At 61.8% G+C, this 16,844-nt stretch carries 11 protein-coding genes; all 11 read left to right on the forward strand.

The genetic code is table 11. The annotated features are described in order from the left end of the window. Positions 1-14: 14 nt before the first annotated feature. The gene (locus ACIQUF_RS04405; RefSeq protein ID WP_403128826.1) at positions 15-3,923 is read left to right on the forward strand and encodes a type VI secretion protein IcmF/TssM N-terminal domain-containing protein; all 3,909 of its coding nucleotides are present in this window, start codon (positions 15-17) and stop codon (positions 3,921-3,923) included. Then, positions 3,923-4,843, forward strand: a complete 921-nt coding sequence (gene tagF / locus ACIQUF_RS04410; RefSeq protein WP_403128827.1) for a type VI secretion system-associated protein TagF — start codon at positions 3,923-3,925, stop codon at positions 4,841-4,843. Before ACIQUF_RS04405 ends, tagF begins: the two co-directional genes overlap by 1 nt. Next, positions 4,843-7,335 carry a type VI secretion system membrane subunit TssM gene (tssM, locus tag ACIQUF_RS04415; protein WP_403128829.1) on the forward strand — a complete coding sequence of 831 codons (2,493 nt, stop codon included), beginning with the start codon at positions 4,843-4,845 and terminating at the stop codon, positions 7,333-7,335. Before tagF ends, tssM begins: the two co-directional genes overlap by 1 nt. A gap of 105 nt (positions 7,336-7,440) precedes the next feature. Continuing rightward, entirely contained in the window at positions 7,441-7,959 is a 519-nt protein-coding gene (locus ACIQUF_RS04420) for an Hcp family type VI secretion system effector (RefSeq protein WP_403128831.1), read from the forward strand. Positions 7,960-8,058: 99 nt separating this feature from the next. Next, positions 8,059-9,147, forward strand: a complete 1,089-nt coding sequence (gene tssA / locus ACIQUF_RS04425; protein WP_403128833.1) for a type VI secretion system protein TssA — start codon at positions 8,059-8,061, stop codon at positions 9,145-9,147. A gap of 35 nt (positions 9,148-9,182) precedes the next feature. Beyond that, entirely contained in the window at positions 9,183-9,437 is a 255-nt protein-coding gene (locus ACIQUF_RS04430; RefSeq protein WP_403128835.1) for a PAAR domain-containing protein, read from the forward strand. 11 nt (positions 9,438-9,448) lie between these two features. Continuing rightward, entirely contained in the window at positions 9,449-10,570 is a 1,122-nt protein-coding gene (locus tag ACIQUF_RS04435; protein ID WP_403128837.1) for a hypothetical protein, read from the forward strand. A 25-nt stretch (positions 10,571-10,595) separates the two neighbouring features. Then, entirely contained in the window at positions 10,596-13,349 is a 2,754-nt protein-coding gene (locus tag ACIQUF_RS04440) for a type VI secretion system Vgr family protein (protein WP_403128839.1), read from the forward strand. Continuing rightward, the gene (locus tag ACIQUF_RS04445; RefSeq protein WP_403128841.1) at positions 13,346-14,335 is read left to right on the forward strand and encodes a DUF2515 family protein; all 990 of its coding nucleotides are present in this window, start codon (positions 13,346-13,348) and stop codon (positions 14,333-14,335) included. Before ACIQUF_RS04440 ends, ACIQUF_RS04445 begins: the two co-directional genes overlap by 4 nt. Next, a complete protein-coding gene (locus ACIQUF_RS04450; protein WP_403128843.1) occupies positions 14,328-15,185 on the forward strand; it encodes a hypothetical protein in 858 nt (285 codons plus the stop codon). The genes ACIQUF_RS04445 and ACIQUF_RS04450 overlap by 8 nt, the downstream gene beginning before the upstream one ends. A gap of 34 nt (positions 15,186-15,219) precedes the next feature. After that, a partial coding sequence (locus ACIQUF_RS04455) for a type VI secretion system Vgr family protein (protein ID WP_403128844.1) occupies positions 15,220-16,844 on the forward strand: 1,625 nt, incomplete at its 3' end.

Raw genomic sequence — 16,844 nt, forward strand, 5'->3', positions numbered from 1 at the left:
ACGGTCAGGAAGACATGAAAGCACTACTGCGTTGGTTGAAAAATTTCTGGGTTGCCTTGGCACTGCTCTGGGCAATTGGCCTGCTGGCCTGCTGGTTCGCACTGCCGCGCTGGCAGGTTTCGCAAGAGCACATCTACGTCGCAATGACGCTGTTCAGCGCCGTGTGCCTGCTGCTGGTGGTGCTGCGCCAATACCGCCGTATCCGCGCCGAGCAGAACATCGAAAGCCTGGTTCAGCTGGAGGTCGACCGCTCACTGGGTAGCGAAGGCGAGTTCCGCGACCAGCATGTGCTGCGCGAGCGCCTCAAGCACGCGATTGCCATGCTGCGTTCGGCGCGCTCGGCGGGCGGCGGCGGCGCCTCGGCACTGTCCGACCTGCCTTGGTACCTGGTGATCGGCATGTCGGCGTCGGGCAAGACCTCGCTGCTGACCCGCTCGGGGCTGTCCGCCTCGATTGCCGGTGCTCAGGCCAGCGGCTTCGACAGCGGTACCCAGCATTGCGACTGGTACTTCAGCCCCGAAGCGGTGCTGATCGACACCGCCGGCCGCTACCTGCGTGACGACGCGTCGGCCAGCGAATTTGCATCGTTCCTTAAATTGCTGCGCAAACAGCGCAGCAAGCCTGCCGTCAACGGCCTGGTACTGGTGGTCAGTCTGCCGGAGATCATCTGCGCAACGGTCGCCGAGCGCGAAGCCATCGCCGCGCGTCTGGTCAGCCGTATCGACGAATACAGCGAATGCCTGGGCGTCAACCCACCGCTGTACCTGATGCTCAGCAAGACCGACCTGCTGCCGGGCTTCAACCAGGCCTTCGAAGGCCTGGACAACCACCAGCGTCAACAACCGCTGGGCATGACCTTCCCGCTGGCCGATGTGCGCAGCAAGGGTCTGCGTGCGGTGGTCGAAGAGCGATTCGGCCAGTTGCTGGGCAGTGTGCGTGAGCATGTGGACGGCCAGCTGATTGGTGCCGGCAACACCGCCAACGTCGAACTGCTGCAGTTCCCCAACTATTTCGCCGAGCTTTCCACGGTGCTGGGCGGTTTCCTCGAGCAGTTCGAACGCACCGCCGATGGCCGCACGCCGCCCATCGTGCGTGGTGTGTATTTCACCAGTGCCTTGCAAACCGATGAACAGTTGCCGCCTGTCTATGAAGATGCACTGGGCGCGCATTATGCGCTGCAAGCCGCCGAACGCCCGGCATCCGGCAAGCCTGCGAGCAAGGTCGGCGACAAGAGCTACTTCATCACCGGGACCTTCCGTAACGTGGTGTTCCCCGACCGTAACCTGAGCCTCTACTACTCGCGCCAAGGCCGTACCCGTGCCCTCACGCCGGCCCTCGCCGGGGCCGCGGCGCTCGCCGGTGTCGCCCTGCTGGCGTGGGAAGGGATCTCGTTCCATAACAACCGCGAAGTGCTGGCCGGCATTGCCGGCGAGCTGAATGCGCTGGAGCAGGCGCCCGATCAGGCCGAACGCCTGGCATCCGGGCAGGCCATGGAACAGCTGCGCCGTTACCTCGGCGAGTTCGAAGGTTATGACAGCGACGGTGTGCCGCTGGCCCTGGGCGCCGGGCTGTACAGCGGCGCCGACCTGCTCGGCCCGCTGCGCCAGGCTTACCTGCAACAGCTGCGCACCCAGGCCCTGGAGCCGATTGGCAAGCAACTGCAAGTGCAACTGCGCGCACTCAATCAGTTCGCCGAAACCGTTGACCGCAGCCCATTGGCCGAGGCCGGCAAAAGCCGCACGGCAAAGGTCAGCCCACCGGCTACACCCGGCAAAAATGTCAAAGTGTTCAAAGCGCCGGCCGACGCCACGCTGGTCACCAGCGTCCCCGGCAATGGTCGCCAGGCAATCGGCCAGCTGCAGTCCGCAGCCAACCAGGCCGGCCAGGAAGGCCGCCGTCGCGCACTCGATGCGCTGCAGGACAAGGCGCGTTCGGTATCAAGCGCTGACTCGTCCGAGGACACCGCGTTGACGGCCGGGCTTTCGCTGTCCGAGGACAGCCTTGGGCGCCTCAGCGAACAGCAGATCGCATCGGTGATCGAAGCCTACAGCGCACTCAAGCTGTACCTGATCCTGACCCACCCGCAAGCGCACCCGGATGCTGACTTTGTCGCCACTGAACTGCCACGCGCCTGGGCCGAGGCGGCGCAAGCGCAAGGGCTCGACATCAGCCCTGAGCTGATCGCCGCCAACAGCGCCATGTATGTGCGCTACTTGCAGCAAGGCACCGCACCGGCACTGCGCCGCAATGAGCAACTGGTCACCGATGCGCGCCAAAGCCTGCGCTCGTTCATGATTGCCAGCTCCCTGGTCGACCGCGAATACCTGCGCCTGCAACTGGAGTCCGGCCGCCAGTATCCGGCGCTGAACCTCGCCGACATGGTCCCGGCCACCAGCCGTAACCAGCTGTTCTCGGCCGAGTCGGTACCCGCCTTCTATACCCGCCAGGGCTGGGAACAGTTCGTCCAGCCCGAGCTGATCAAACTGCTGTCGGGTGAGCTGCGCAATGACAGCGACTGGGTGCTCGATGGCGAAGGCGGCAATGGCCTGGTGCAGAAGGCCAACTTCATGCGTGAGTTGCTGGCCCGCTACAAGGCCGACTACGCCGAAGCCTGGTTCACCCTGCTGCAGGGTGTCGGTATCCGTCACTTCACCGACATGGCCAACGCCAGCGAACGCCTGACGGTGCTCAGCGATGTGCAGAATTCGCCGGTGAAGAGCCTGCTCGCCGCCGTCAATCACAACACCGACTGGGACCTGCCCAAACAGGCGTCCGCCTCCCCGGCCAATGCCGTCGAGGACAGTTTCTGGAGCAGCATCAAGGGCGTGTTCGCCAACCAGGGCGTGCCAGGCGAGGCCATCGTCGCCAAGCTGCCACGCGTTGACGACGGTAGCCTGGCCAAGCGTTTCGAGCCGGTCTCGCGCCTGTTCGCCGCGCAAAACGCCGAAGGCGCCGATAGCACCGTGATGGACCGCTACCTCGCTGCCCTGCGCAAACTCAAGGTGCGCCTGAGCAACATCCAGCGCTCGCAGGATGTGGGCAAGAACAGCAAGCTGCTGATCAGCGAAACCCTCGAGGGCCAGCCGTCTGAAGTGACCCTGGTGCGCAACTACATCGAAACCAGTGTCGACACCAGTGCGGGCAGCCTGTCCGGCTCGTTGCTGCGCCTGTTCAACTCGCCTTTGCAATACACCTGGGAAACCCTGCGCGACCCGGCCGGGCAGCAGATCGCCAAAGCCTGGGCGCAAGACATCGCCCGCCCGTGGCAACAGGTCATGGCGCACCGTTACCCGATCGTCGCCAGCAGCAACAACGAAGCCTCGGTCAAGGACCTGCAGCGCTTCGTCGACCCCGAAAGCGGCTTGCTGCCGGCCTTCAAACGCAACGAAATCGGCAATCTGGCCGGTGGTGAAGGCCTGGGCATGAGCACCGGCAACAGCAGCGCCCCGCTGGTCAACACAAAGATGGTCGACAGCATCGACAAGGCCAGCTCCGTGGGCCAGGTGATCGCCAGCCTGTCGGACCGCGAGAACGGCTTCGAGATCATGCTGGAGCCGTCGGCCCGCTACACCGACATCATCTTCACCCTCGACGGCCAGGAGCAGCACTACCGCAACGGCCGCACCAGCTGGAACCGCTTCGCCTGGCCAGGCAGCAACAACGCACCGGGAGCCCGCCTGGACGTGGTCACCCTGGAAGGCCAGCGTATTACCGTGTTCGATTACCCAGGCCGCTGGGGCCTGCTGAAAATGAATGACAGCGCCCGGGTCAGCGACCTCGATACCATTCAGCAGCGCTTCACCTGGCAGTCGGTGGCGGGCCCGGTCAGCCTGGTGGTGCGTAACTATGGCGGCGTGAAGATGACCGACCTGGCCCAGGTCAAGGCACTGAGCGTGCTCAACGACAGTGCGCGGGTGAACTGATGATTGGGTGTTTCGGCAAAGTCCCGGCCAGCGCCGACTTCGTCAGCCTCAACGGCGCCCTGCCCGAGGTGTGCGAGTTCGACCAGTGGCTGCAGAACGGCCTGGGCCGCATGCAGTCGCACGCTGACTGGCGCGAGCGCTTCGACGCGTTGCCGGTGTGCTTTTTCTGCTACCGCAGCCGCAGTGGCCAATGGCTGCTCGGCGGCTTCATCAGTTCGCGCGATACCAGTGGCCGGCGCTACCCGTTCATGGTGTTCCAGAGCATCCGGGTCGAGCACGACGCGCACTTCGTCAGCCCGCATATTCTCTGCGAGCTGTTCGCCGGGCAGATCAAACCGTTACTGATGCAGGCAGCGCAAGGCACCGATACGGGCGAATTGTTCGCCCGTATCAAGGCCATGCGCGGCTGGACCGCACAAGACCTCGACCTTTATCGACGCGTGCACGAGAAGTTCCTGGGTGACTTCAACCTGCGCGACGTAGCCCGGCCGCTGCGCCACAGCTACCCGGAATTCGATACTCAGGCCGGCATGGCCAACCTATACCGCTTGCGCGCCACCCTGCGGCAACAGCAACCGGCTGCGATCAGCCTGCCGCTGCCTGCGCAAAGTGGACTAAAACGGCCCATGGCGGACCTTTGGTGCACCTTGCTCTCACGCCTGCGCGGAACGGGCGGCATGCCAGACGTCAGCGTGCTGGTGGACAACTTCATGCGCCCCGGCCTGCTGTGCTTCGTGTCGCGTGGCAGTGACGAGATTTACCGCGTGCTGACCGGCGTTGCAGGCAGCGCCGAGCGCTACAACCTGCTGGACCCTTTGCCGCAAGCAGCGGCAGGTGGCGCATTGACGCTGCCCGCCGATGACCTGGCCCTGAATGATTTCATTGAGCGCTTTGCCAGTGCTCGGGACGAACAGTATTGATGAACAGGCTCAAGTACTACTTCTTCAAATACCAGCCGTACGTACTCGGCATGGTGTTTTTCCTGGCGATTTTCCTGGTCTGGATGGCTGGTATGGCGCTGGGCTTCGCCTCGCTCTACAGCCTGCTTGCCGGCATCGGGTTGTTCGTGCTGCTGTCTGCCGCCTATGTGTTGCTGATGTACCGGGGCGTGTCCCAACATCACGACCTCGAAGCGTTGCTGCGTGATGACGCCGACCAGGCAGTGCTCAATGCCAACCCACAGGACCGTGAAGAAGTCAGCCTGCTGCGCGAACGGCTACTGCAGAGCATCGAGCGCCTGCAAGGCAGCGGTAAATCGGGAGCGAACAAAGACGCCCTGTATGCCCTGCCCTGGTACCTGGTGATCGGTCAGCCGGCCTCGGGCAAGAGCACCATGCTCTACCAGTCCGGGCTCACCTTCCCCTACGCCGACCGCGAAGGTGCACGGGTGGCGGGCTTGGGCGGCACGCGCAACTGCGACTGGTTCTTCAGCTCTGAAGCGGTCCTGCTCGACACCGCTGGCCGCTACATGGACAACCAGGAAGAAGCCGGCAAATGGCGAGCCTTCCTCGGCCTGCTACGCCAACACCGTCAACGCCGCCCGCTCAATGGCCTGATCGTGGCGGTCAGCATCGAAGATATCCTGCACGCTGGAGCCGAGGGGCGCGAGCGCCTGGCCAAGCGCCTGCGCGAGCGCATCCAGGAAGCGCATGAACTGCTGGAGCTGCGCCTGCCGATCTACCTGGTGTTCACCAAGTGCGACCTGCTGCCTGGCTTCACCCATTTCCATCGCCAGCTGGACCAAGCTGCACGCGATGAGGTGATGGGCAAGACCTTCGCCCACGAAGGCTTCGAACAGTCCGACTGGGGCACGCGCTTTGCCACGGCCTTGAACGAGCTGGTCGAGCACTGGCAGGCACTGGCCGACCAGCAAGTCCTGCAGCAAGACATCCAGTTGACCCGCCAAGACCCGGCCGCCTACCGCCTGCCGCTGGAACTGGCTGCGTTGAAACCGCTACTTGGCAGCTTCGTCGCCGACCTGCTGCGTGCCAACCCTTACCAGAGCGCCGAACTGCTGCGCGGGTTCTACTTCACCAGCGCACTGGACGCCGATGAGCCCGCCCAGGGCGCGTACGCCGGCCGGGTGCGCGAGCGCTTTGCCCTGTCCGCGCCAGGCAATGCCGCCGCTGCCCACAGCCAGGCCGCGCCACTGTTCATCGCCAGCCTGTTCCGCAAGGTGATCATCCCCGATCAGCACCTGGTGGCGCTGTACACCAGCAACCACCGCGAAACCCGGCGCAAGGCGACTTGGGTGGGCGTCGCCGGTCTGGCTGGGCTGCTGCTGTGCCTGGCCTGGGGCTGGTCGTACAGCAACAACAAAAGTGCCATCCAGGCCGTGGCCGCCAACTTGACCGCCGCGCAACGACAGGACGCTGCCGCCAGCCAGCAGTACACCGACTGGCATACGCTGGACCAGCTGCGCCACACCGCTGCCGAGCTGTACGCCCGTCACCACAGCGAGGGTGTGCCCTTGGCAATGCGCATGGGCCTTTACACCGGTCACGACGTCGAACCGTTCGTGCGCAAGGCCTATTTCGCTCAGCTGGAAAAGGTAATGCTCAAACCCACCGCCGACAACCTGACCCGCTCGCTTTACCTGCTCCCCAGTATCAAGGTCTACCAGCGCAACGCTTCACGCCTGGAAGCAGTGAACGGCATCGACAGCGTCGAACCCCGCGCCCTGCCGGTGGACAACCGTGCCCAGTCGGTAGCGACCTTTGGCCAGACCACGCTGGACACCTACCTGATGCTGTCCAAGGCACAGGCCGAGCAAGCCCAGCCTGCCGTGCTCAAGACGCGCATTCCCGATTACTGGTACCCGGCAATCTACAAGCAGGTGCCACGCGCTGCCGGCCAGTCCGCACAAGCGTTGGGCGAGACCGACGACTATCAGTTCGCCGGTCGCCAGATCGCCTTCTACGCCGACCAGATCCGCGAACCGGACGCGCCGCGCATCCTCAACAATGCGTTTCTGATTTCCAGCTCGCGCAATTACATCAACAGCCTGCTGTCGCGCTCGCTGCGCGCCATCGAGACCATCACCCTGGAGTCCGACACGCTGTTCGCCTTTGGCCGCGCCGATTTCCAGAGCCTGGAGGCCGCTGGCCAACGCCAGCTCAGCAGCATTGCCAACAAACTGCTGAACACCCCGAACGTCGGCAAGATCGTCATCACCGGCCATGCCGACCAGATCGGTGACAGCCAGAGCAACCTGCAGGTTTCGCGGCAACGTGCGCAGACCATCAAGACCTACCTGGTGGGCAAAGGCCTGCCGGCAGAACTGGTCGACGCCGTGGGCGAAGGCAGCAACAAACCTTTGGTGCGCTGCAACATGCAAGCGCCGCGCGCCGAACTGATTCAGTGCCTGGAACCCAACAGGCGCGTAGAGATCGAGGTCCGGGCACTGGATTGAAGCCCGGTCTCAACACGACGCCTGCGGACTTTCGCAGGGGTCAAACTCAGGGCAGGTCCACTGTTGGATCAAGGAAGCCCTTTACACCTATGGAGAAACGTAAAAATGGCATTTGACGCATTCATCAAGATCGACGGCATCCCAGGCGAAGCGCTGGATGACAAGCACAAGGACTGGATCGAAGTGCTGGGCTACCAGTACGGCGCTACCCAGGCCACCTCGGCGACTGCCAGCTCTTCCGGCGGTGCCTCGTCCGAGCGTGTCAATCTGAGCGACTTCACCATCCGCAAGTACGTCGACAAGGCCTCTGCCAAGGCTTTCGAAGCCTGCTGCAAAGGCCAGCACATCAAGGAAGTGGTGCTGAACGTGAACCGTGCCGGTGGTGACAAGGTGACCTACCTGACCATCACCCTGGAAGAAGTGGTGATCTCCTCGATCAACTTCCTCGGCAACCTGCCGCTGGATGGCGAAGCCAAGTCCGAAAGCGACCTGCCGATGGAAGAGATCAAGTTCAACTTCTCGCGCATCAAGACCACCTACACCCAGCAGAAGCGCTCCGATGGCGCTGGCGGCGGCAAGGTCACCGGCGGCTGGGACCGTTCGCTGAACAAGGTGTACGCCTGAGTCTGACCTGAGCGGCCGCCTGTAAGGGGCTGCTCGATCGAGGGTCCCGTGCCGTCACGGCACGGTGACCTTCCTTTTACCTTTGCCACAGAGCCGTCCATGTCCGACATTCTTGACGACCTTTCATTGTCTGCCTTGCGCGCCCCGATCGATGGCGGTGCCGGCGAGGACCTGAGCTTTTCCAGCCTGTTCGATCAGATCAAGGAAGCTCGCCGTGCCGACGCCGACTACCTGACCCAGGGCGACTGGCAAACCGACCTCAAGCAGGCCGACTGGGAGCAGGTGATCCAACTGGCTGCGGCCGGCCTCACCGAGCAGAGCAAGGACCTGATGCTGGTAGCCTGGTTGAGCGAAGGCCTGGCCAACAGGAAGCATTTTCCTGGCATCCGTTTTTCCCTGGCAGTGGCCCAAGCCCTGCTGGAAGATTTCTGGGAGACGCTGTACCCCGCCCTCGACGAGGGCGTGGAGGAACGCGCCACCCGCCTGGCGTGGCTGACCACCACGTTGACCCAGGTGGTCCGCACCCTGCCGATCACCCAAGGGCAGCATTACAGCCTGCACAAATACGAAGAGTCGCGGCAGGTCGAGAACCTGGCCCGGCTGAACCCCTCGGCGATGCACCAGGCACTGGAAGAAGGCAAGATCAACGCCGAACTGTTCCAGCGTTCGGTGGTGCTCACCGATACCGAACACCTGCATCAGCGCCATGCGCAGATCAGTGACTGCCTGGCCGCCTGCCACCAATTGCAGGCCACCGCCAATGCGGTCTTCGAGCACGACGCTCCCAGCTTCCTGGCGCTCGACGATGTGCTCGTCAACGCCCGCCAGCTGGTCGAGCGCTTGCTCAAGGAGCGCGGCGTGGAACTGGCCGCAGCACCTGTCGTCGACGAACCCGTGCGCGAGCAAAGCGTCGCTGTCCCTGCTGCCGAGCCTGTCGTTGAACGCCGCACTGCCGATGCGCCATTGCGCACGGTGCCGCTGAACCGTGAAGAAGCCTTCACCCTGCTTCAGGGGGTAGCCCAGTACTTCAAGCAGACCGAGCCCCACAGCCCGGTGCCCTACCTGGTCGAGCGGGCGATCAAGTGGGGCAACATGCCGCTGGAATCCTGGCTTGATGATGTGATCAAGGACAGCGGCGTGGTTGATAACATTCGCGATGTGCTCGGCACCTTGCAACCTCGTGACTGATTCGTGGTCCTAGCCGCCAGAAAAGGAGTTTCGACATGCGCCCCCTCATTCTCTTGAACGACCCCACCGACCGCGGCGGCATGGTCGTGCAAGGCTCATCGTCCACCTTGGTCAATGGCCGCGCCGTGGCGCGTCTCGGTGACAAGGTGATGTGCCTGCACGGTGCCTGCGTGATCGCCAGCGGCGACACCACCACCTTGGTCGACGGCATGCCGGTGGCCCGCCATGGCGACAAGACCGCCTGCGGCTCCAGCCTGATCGCGACCAACAGCGACACCGGAATACTTTAAGGACTGCCAGCATGTTGAAACCCTTTGCCCAGGGCCATCGTTCATTGTGGGACGTGATCGGAGAACGCCGCGAGCAGGAGCAGCGCCTGGCGCCGCCACCGCGCCCGCTGGCGCACTACGACACTGCGCGCATCGGGCTCGCCGATGCCTGGCTGTGGCTGCCCAACCTGAGCCCGGCCGAAGCCAAGGCAGGCAAGGCGCTGGGCAAGGTTGACGCCGACTTCGAGCACGACCCGCGGCTAGTCAGCCCGGCGGGCCATCGGCGCAATGTGCGGCGCATCCGCGCGGGTTCCCATCGCGCTGAAATCAGGGCGTTGCCGAGGGCGCTGCAATTGCTGCAGGGCATGCTCGAACAGTGGCACGAGTTCGCCGCCGAACTGGACTGGGATCAGCTTCAGGTCGTGCTGTTCGCCCCCTCCGACATCGCACCCGACCCTTGGCTCGATGCAGCGCTTGAGGTGTGGCCATTCGATTACCTGCCAGGGCATGGCTTTATCGCCCCTGAACAAACGTTCGCCACTTGGTTGCCTTGGGCGCTGCAGAACGACCTGGAAGTACCCAACCTGTTGTGCATCGGCATCGACTCCTGGGCGACCGTCGACAGGGCTGGCAGCCTGAGCGGCGAGCGCATGGCCGGTGAGGCAATTGCCGTGCTCAATCTGCAACGCACCGATCTCGCCAACGCCGATGTCAACTCCCGTTGGCAACTTTCCCCCGCCGTATCCCACGACCATGAGCACCGTGCCTTGCAGTCGCGTAAAAGCATGGGTGTCCTCGAACAGTTGGCCGAGGCGCTGTGTGGGCGAGGTGGTGTGGCAATCACCGACGTGAAGGCCGTAGTTACCGACGGCCACCTCGATGGAAACCGCCTTGAGCACCTGTACCAGTTCCTGAATACCTGCATGCCCGACTGCGATATGCAGCAGCATGTCATCGGGCATGCGCTGCTGGCGGGAGACTATGGATGCGGGATAAGCGACATGAGTGCGCTGGCCTTGGCACTGCAAGCGGCTAACGCGGTGGATGGTTCGGTACTGGTATTCGACAGGCGAGAGACGACGCAGACGCAAGGGTGGTTGCTAGGTGCGGTTGCTCAGGCTGAACCACTCATGACCGACAAGACCTCGGAATAATCCACTCTTCAGGAGATCCCACGTCATGGACCTGACCTTCGGCACCCCGCTCTCGCAAAGCGGCCGCCTGCTCAAGCTGACCACCCCGTTGGGTGCCGATCAGCTGCAGGCCCTGCGCGCCCACGGCGTCGAGCGCATCGGCCGCACCCCGCGCTATACCCTCGACGTGCTGGTGCAGGACACCGAGTACGACCCGGAGAAACTCATCGGCCAGCCCGTCAGCCTCGCCCTGCTCTGCGACGACGGCAGCCAGACCCCGCGCCACGGCCTGGTCGAGAGCGTACGTTACCTCGGCAGCGACGGCGGCCTGCATGACTGGCAGCTGGTGTTCGCACCGTGGTTCAGCCTGCTCGAATACCGCAGCGACTGCCGCATCTGGCAAGACAAGAACCTGCCGGCGATCCTCGAGTCCGTGTTCGCCCACTACGAGCAGGCCAAAGGCAACTACCGCCTCGACCTACGCCGCGAATACGCGCCACTTTCCTACGTCACCCAGTTCAACGAAACCGACGCCAATTTCGTCCAGCGCTGGTGCGAGCTCGAAGGCCTGTTCTGGTACGTCGAGCACAAATCCGACAGCCACTGCATCGTCTTCACCGACAGCGTCGATACGCTGCCCGCCCTCGCCCCACAGCAAGTGCCGTTCCACACCCAGAGCGTCACCGAAAAACAGGACGGCATCACCCAGTGGCGCACCGGCTCGCAGCTGCTCAGCGGCAAGCTCAACTGGCGCAGCGTCGATTACCTGGCCCACAGCCAGCCACGCGAGAGTGTGATGCCGGCGCTTGAGGCCGCCTCTGCCCCCGCCGCCCTGGAGCGTTACGAATACCAGGGCCAGTACAACTGGCAGAAACAGGAGCGCGGCGACTGGCTCAGCCGCGTGCAGATCGAGCAGCGCGAATCCCAGGCCCGCCGCGTGCACGGCCAGGGTGGCGTCCGTCAACTGCAAGCCGGCCGCTGGTTCGAATTGACCCAACACCCGTTGTACGAACGCAAAGCCGCCGAAGCCCGGCAGTTCCTGCTGATCGAGGTGCAGTTCTTTGCCGAAAGCAACCTACCGATGGCCCAGCAACGCCGTGATCCAGTCGGCAGCCTAGCGCCCTTGTTCAAGACCGTGCGCCCGGCGCCGGACGATTCGCTGCTCGGCTCAGCCCTGAGCGAAGCGTCCTACGGCTTTTTCCTCAGCACCTTTGAAGGCCAGTTGCACAGCGCGCCGTACCGCAGCCCGTTCGAGCACGCCAAGCCCACTTGCCCAGGTCCGCAAACCGCCGTGGTGGTTACCCCGAGCGGCCACGAGGTGTTCACCGACAGCCTCAACCGCGTCTGCGTGCGTTTCCACTGGGATCGCCTGAGCCAGGAAGGCGAACTCTCTTCCTGCTGGCTGCGCATGCTGCAACCAAGCAGCGGCCCGGACTGGGGCAGCGTGCACGTGCCGCGGGCCGGCGAAGAAGTGGTGGTCACCTTCCTCGACAACGACATCGACCGCCCACTGGTCATGGGCCAGGTATACGGCGGCCACAAACCCGCCTGGCACTCCAGCGGCCTGATGAGCGGCTACAAGAGCAAGGAAGTCGGCGGCGGCGGCTTCAACCAGTGGGTGATGGACGACTCCACCGGCCAAGTACGCACGCAACTGCACAGCAGCCACGGCCACACCCAACTCAACCTCGGCTACCTGATCGACCAGCGCGGCAACAACCGCGGCGGCCTGCGCGGTACCGGCTTCGAACTGCGCACCGACGCCTACGGCGCCCTGCGCGCCCAGCAAGGTCTGTACCTGAGCACCTGGAAACGTAGCAACGCCCAAGGCGCCCAGCTCGACGTCAGCGAAGCCCAGCAGCAGTTGCAGAACAGTGAGCAGCGGCTCAAGACCCTCTCCGATACGGCCAAGCAGCACAACGCCGAAGCTTTGCAGGCCGGCCTGGACAGCCTGACCCAACTCAACGCTGATGCCGACGTCACTTATGGCAATGACAACAGCAGCCCGAGCCAAGGCCCGAGCGAACAGCAACGCAACGGCGGCGACACCGCCTGGGCGATTCGCAACGGTGGTCGCGGCAAAACCCCGGGCTATCAGAAGCCCCTGCTGATCGCCTCCTCCCCGGCCGACATCGCCACCGCGACGCCGCAGAACACCCACCTGCACAGTGGCAAGCACTTGACCGTGAGCACCGGCGAGGACGTCAGCATCGCCAGCGGCAAGTCGCTGCTGGCCAGCGTGGTGCAGAGCATCAGCCTGTTTGCGCAAAACGCCGGAGCCAAGTTGTTTGCGGCCAAGGGCAAGGTCGAACTGGAGGCGCAAAGCGATGCCATGGAATTGACTGCGCTGCAGAACCTGAAGCTGACGTCGTTAGAACAGTTGATCGAAATGTCCGCGCAGAAAGAGATTCTGCTCACCAGCGGCGGCGCCTATATCCGCATCAAGGGCAGCAACATCGAAGTGCATGCGCCGGGGACTATTGACATCAAGGGCGCTAAAAAGACGCTGGATGGGCCGGCCAGCATGGAGCATTCGTTCAAAGAGCTACCCACCGGAACTGAATCGGGCATGTACGACGAGCAGAACAGGCTGATGACCAGCTTCGGTGTTCCGCTGGAAAATGTTGCAGTAGAAGTCAATATCCCTGGCGAAGGGAAGAAGATTTATTTCACCGATCAGGATGGCAACACCCCACGCTTTTTCAGCAATAAGGCCAGCGCTGCGCAGGTAAAGCTGGTAGCTGATGAACTCGTGGTTCCGGTGAACGCCGACAAATACTTGCCGAGAAATAAATCATGAAAGAAAATTTCACATTAAACAATATTACTTGCTCTGTAAATGACTTGAATCCAGGATGCAAGCAGGTTTGGTCCCTTGGGCAACAAGAGGCAATACGTAGGCTATCAATCAAAACCCGCGTTGAATTCAAACAGCCACCGCGCTATGAACTCGTTGAAAATTTCAGCGCTCGAGCAGAACGTATTGCAGGCAACTACGCCAAGATCTATCTTGAGCTTGAATGCAATGGTAAACCTGAAAAAAAAGGCCGATTTTATTGGACTGGACTAGCTGCATTTGCTAGCAAACAAGTCATGTGCGCACTGGACTATGCGACCGACAGCAATCTGCGTTACTTGGCAGCTCCTATTCTGCTCCTAAATAAAACGAAAGACTATTTGGGCAAGGGTAATTTCTGGCTGTTCCAAGACATTTTCGTCTGGCACTGGTTCTACATCAACCATCCTGAACAATTCAAAGCTTGCGTTGGCAGCCGAAATTGGAACGATTTCAGTGAGGGCTTTCAATCAACGGCCAAAAGTCTCCCTTGGGTTGATTCTGCTCCGTCAGAAGCCAGAAATTTTGAAACCAATGAATATGTGGAGCGTGGTTTCGAACTCGTTTCTAAAACTGAGAAAGTTGGCGTTGGAAAAACCAGGGAACGTTATCAATATGAGTCCTTGATGGCGATTGCCAACCATGAACAACGCAAGATATTGCAACCTTTGATCTACGACAGCTGGGTATTTCAGAGATTACTTGATTCGCAAGCTCTAATGGAGGGCCATATCGGAATTCCTCGCCGACTTGCAGCCATGAGCACCATGTGCGAAACGGGCAGCCCTGACTACGACATTGTCATGACCAAAGGTAAATTACACAACGAAAATGAGAGAATGGATTTTATCAGCCAAATTGCAGATAGATACCATCAGTTGATGCTATCAGAACCAGAATACATGGAAAACAGCATTGAAACCATTTCGACCTGGAGCGAACATGTTTAAATCGCTCTTGATTGTTTTACTCCTCACTCTAGCGGCTTGCGGAGACTCAGGCATGATCACTAATAAGCCTAGCATTACCTTTGAAGTCAACACTCCGGTCACTAATGCATTTTCTGCATCATCGGTAGACTTCCAGAAAGACTGCATGCTTCGCCTGTGTATGTATGAGTTTTCACTTGCATTCAGCGAACCTCTCCGCGCCAACTTAGAAGTACTATCAACCACTGGCGCCCTTAAGTTTAATGACGTCATCAGAACAACACTCATAACATTTAACGGGGATAACATCGATAAAGCCAATGTCACGCTGGGCGGGGTGCAGCCAAACTCGCAGCATTCTGAAGCAATACGCTACTTCTATCAGCAGACGGAAAAACTTTTGGCCGAAGGTTGGGTTCGGTATATCTTCCCAAATGAAGCAAGGTTGTCCGGCGCTGTCGCGAAAGAATTCGAAGATCCCGAAAGTATACTTAATCATCCTGTGAGCACAGGGCCTTGGGCTGACCCAAACCTACGACTGAACCGAAATCAATGGTTGGCGTTACCAATATTCAGCAGTTGGTATTTCTACAAAGATGGGGTCTACCTACTGCTCCGCGTACAACGGGAAAATAGCGCTAAATCACCAAACGAAACGGGCTCTTATTTGTTCACTTTCACTTTTGAGTCGGAAGCGGAGTTTTATAAAGGGTTCGTGGAAAACAAACTCCGGGAGGATTGGAAACAGCTCCTCCCCGCCGAACTCAAACGCATGGCCCAGGAACGCGCCCAAACCGAAGCACGCCTGAAAAAAATGGGCATCGCCATCGATGAGGATTACCAGGACCCGCCAATCAAGGCCCTGGAATAACCCACTTTCAGCTCACACTCAGGAGACTTCTGTCATGGACCTGACCTTCGGCACCCCGCTCTCGCAAAGCGGCCGCCTGCTCAAGCTGACCACCCCGTTGGGTGCCGATCAGCTGCAGGCCCTGCGCGCCCACGGCGTCGAGCGCATCGGCCGCACCCCGCGCTATACCCTCGACGTGCTGGTGCAGGACACCGAGTACGACCCGGAGAAACTCATCGGCCAGCCCGTCAGCCTCGCCCTGCTCTGCGACGACGGCAGCCAGACCCCGCGCCACGGCCTGGTCGAGAGCGTACGTTACCTCGGCAGCGACGGCGGCCTGCATGACTGGCAGCTGGTGTTCGCGCCGTGGTTCAGCCTGCTCGAATACCGCAGCGACTGTCGCATCTGGCAGGACAAGAACCTGCCGGCGATCTTGGAGTCCGTGTTCGCCCACTATGAACAGGCCAAGGGTAACTACCGCCTCGACCTGCGCCGCGAATACGCACCGCTGTCCTACGTCACCCAGTTCAACGAAACCGACGCCAATTTCGTGCAGCGCTGGTGCGAGCTCGAAGGCCTGTTCTGGTACGTCGAGCACACAGCCGACAGCCACTGCATCGTCTTCACCGACAGCGTCGACACCCTGCCCGCCCTCGCCCCGCAGCAAGTGCCGTTCCACACCCAGAGCGTCACCGAAAAACAGGACGGCATCACCCAGTGGCGCACCGGCTCGCAGCTGCTCAGCGGCAAGCTCAATTGGCGCAGCGTCGATTATCTGGCCCACAGCCAGCCACGCGAGAGCGTGATGCCGGCGCTTGAGGCCGCCTCTGCCCCTGCCGCCCTGGAGCGTTACGAATACCAGGGCCAGTACAACTGGCAGAAACAGGAGCGTGGCGATTGGCTTAGCCGTGTGCAGATCGAGCAGCGCGAATCCCAGGCCCGCCGCGTGCACGGCCAGGGCGGTGTGCGCCAGTTGCAGGCCGGCCGCTGGTTCGAGCTGACTCAGCACCCGCTGTACGAGCGCAAGGCCGCAGAGGCCCGGCAGTTCCTGCTGATCGAGGTGCAGTTCTTTGCCGAAAGCAACCTACCGATGGCCCAGCAACGCCGTGATCCAGTCGGCAGCCTGGCGCCCTTGTTCAAGACCGTGCGCCCGGCGCCGGACGATTCGTTGCTCGGCTCGGCCCTGAGCGAAGCGTCCTACGGCTTTTTCCTCAGCACCTTCGAAGGTCAGCTACACAGCGCGCCGTACCGCAGCCCGTTCGAGCACGCCAAGCCCACTTGCCCAGGTCCGCAAACCGCCGTGGTGGTTACCCCGAGCGGCCACGAGGTGTTCACCGACAGCCTCAACCGCGTCTGCGTGCGCTTCCATTGGGACCGCCTCAGCCGGGACGGCGACTTGAGTTCCTGCTGGCTGCGCATGCTGCAACCGAGCAGCGGCCCCGACTGGGGCAGCGTGCACGTGCCGCGTGCCGGTGAAGAAGTGGTGGTGACCTTCCTCGACAACGACATCGACCGCCCGCTGATCATGGGCCAGGTCTACGGCGGGCACAAACCGGCCTGGCATTCCAGTGGCCTGATGTCCGGCTACAAGAGCAAGGAAGTCGGCGGCGGCGGCTTCAACCAGTGGGTGATGGACGACTCCACCGGCCAGGTACGCACGCAGATCCACAGCAGCCACGG

Origin of the sequence: Pseudomonas sp. NPDC090233 (genome assembly GCF_044772285.1) — a bacterium.
GTDB lineage: Bacteria > Pseudomonadota > Gammaproteobacteria > Pseudomonadales > Pseudomonadaceae > Aquipseudomonas.

Excerpts from the sequence above, each read along its gene's own strand:
- ACIQUF_RS04405 (WP_403128826.1), top strand. The coding sequence starts at position 15 with ATGAAAGCACTACTGCGTTGGTTGAAAAATTTCTGGGTTGCCTTGGCA.
- tagF (WP_403128827.1), top strand. The coding sequence starts at position 3,923 with ATGATTGGGTGTTTCGGCAAAGTCCCGGCCAGCGCCGACTTCGTCAGC.
- tssM (WP_403128829.1), top strand. The coding sequence starts at position 4,843 with ATGAACAGGCTCAAGTACTACTTCTTCAAATACCAGCCGTACGTACTC.
- ACIQUF_RS04420 (WP_403128831.1), top strand. The coding sequence starts at position 7,441 with ATGGCATTTGACGCATTCATCAAGATCGACGGCATCCCAGGCGAAGCG.
- tssA (WP_403128833.1), top strand. The coding sequence starts at position 8,059 with ATGTCCGACATTCTTGACGACCTTTCATTGTCTGCCTTGCGCGCCCCG.
- ACIQUF_RS04430 (WP_403128835.1), top strand. The coding sequence starts at position 9,183 with ATGCGCCCCCTCATTCTCTTGAACGACCCCACCGACCGCGGCGGCATG.
- ACIQUF_RS04435 (WP_403128837.1), top strand. The coding sequence starts at position 9,449 with ATGTTGAAACCCTTTGCCCAGGGCCATCGTTCATTGTGGGACGTGATC.
- ACIQUF_RS04440 (WP_403128839.1), top strand. The coding sequence starts at position 10,596 with ATGGACCTGACCTTCGGCACCCCGCTCTCGCAAAGCGGCCGCCTGCTC.
- ACIQUF_RS04445 (WP_403128841.1), top strand. The coding sequence starts at position 13,346 with ATGAAAGAAAATTTCACATTAAACAATATTACTTGCTCTGTAAATGAC.
- ACIQUF_RS04450 (WP_403128843.1), top strand. The coding sequence starts at position 14,328 with ATGTTTAAATCGCTCTTGATTGTTTTACTCCTCACTCTAGCGGCTTGC.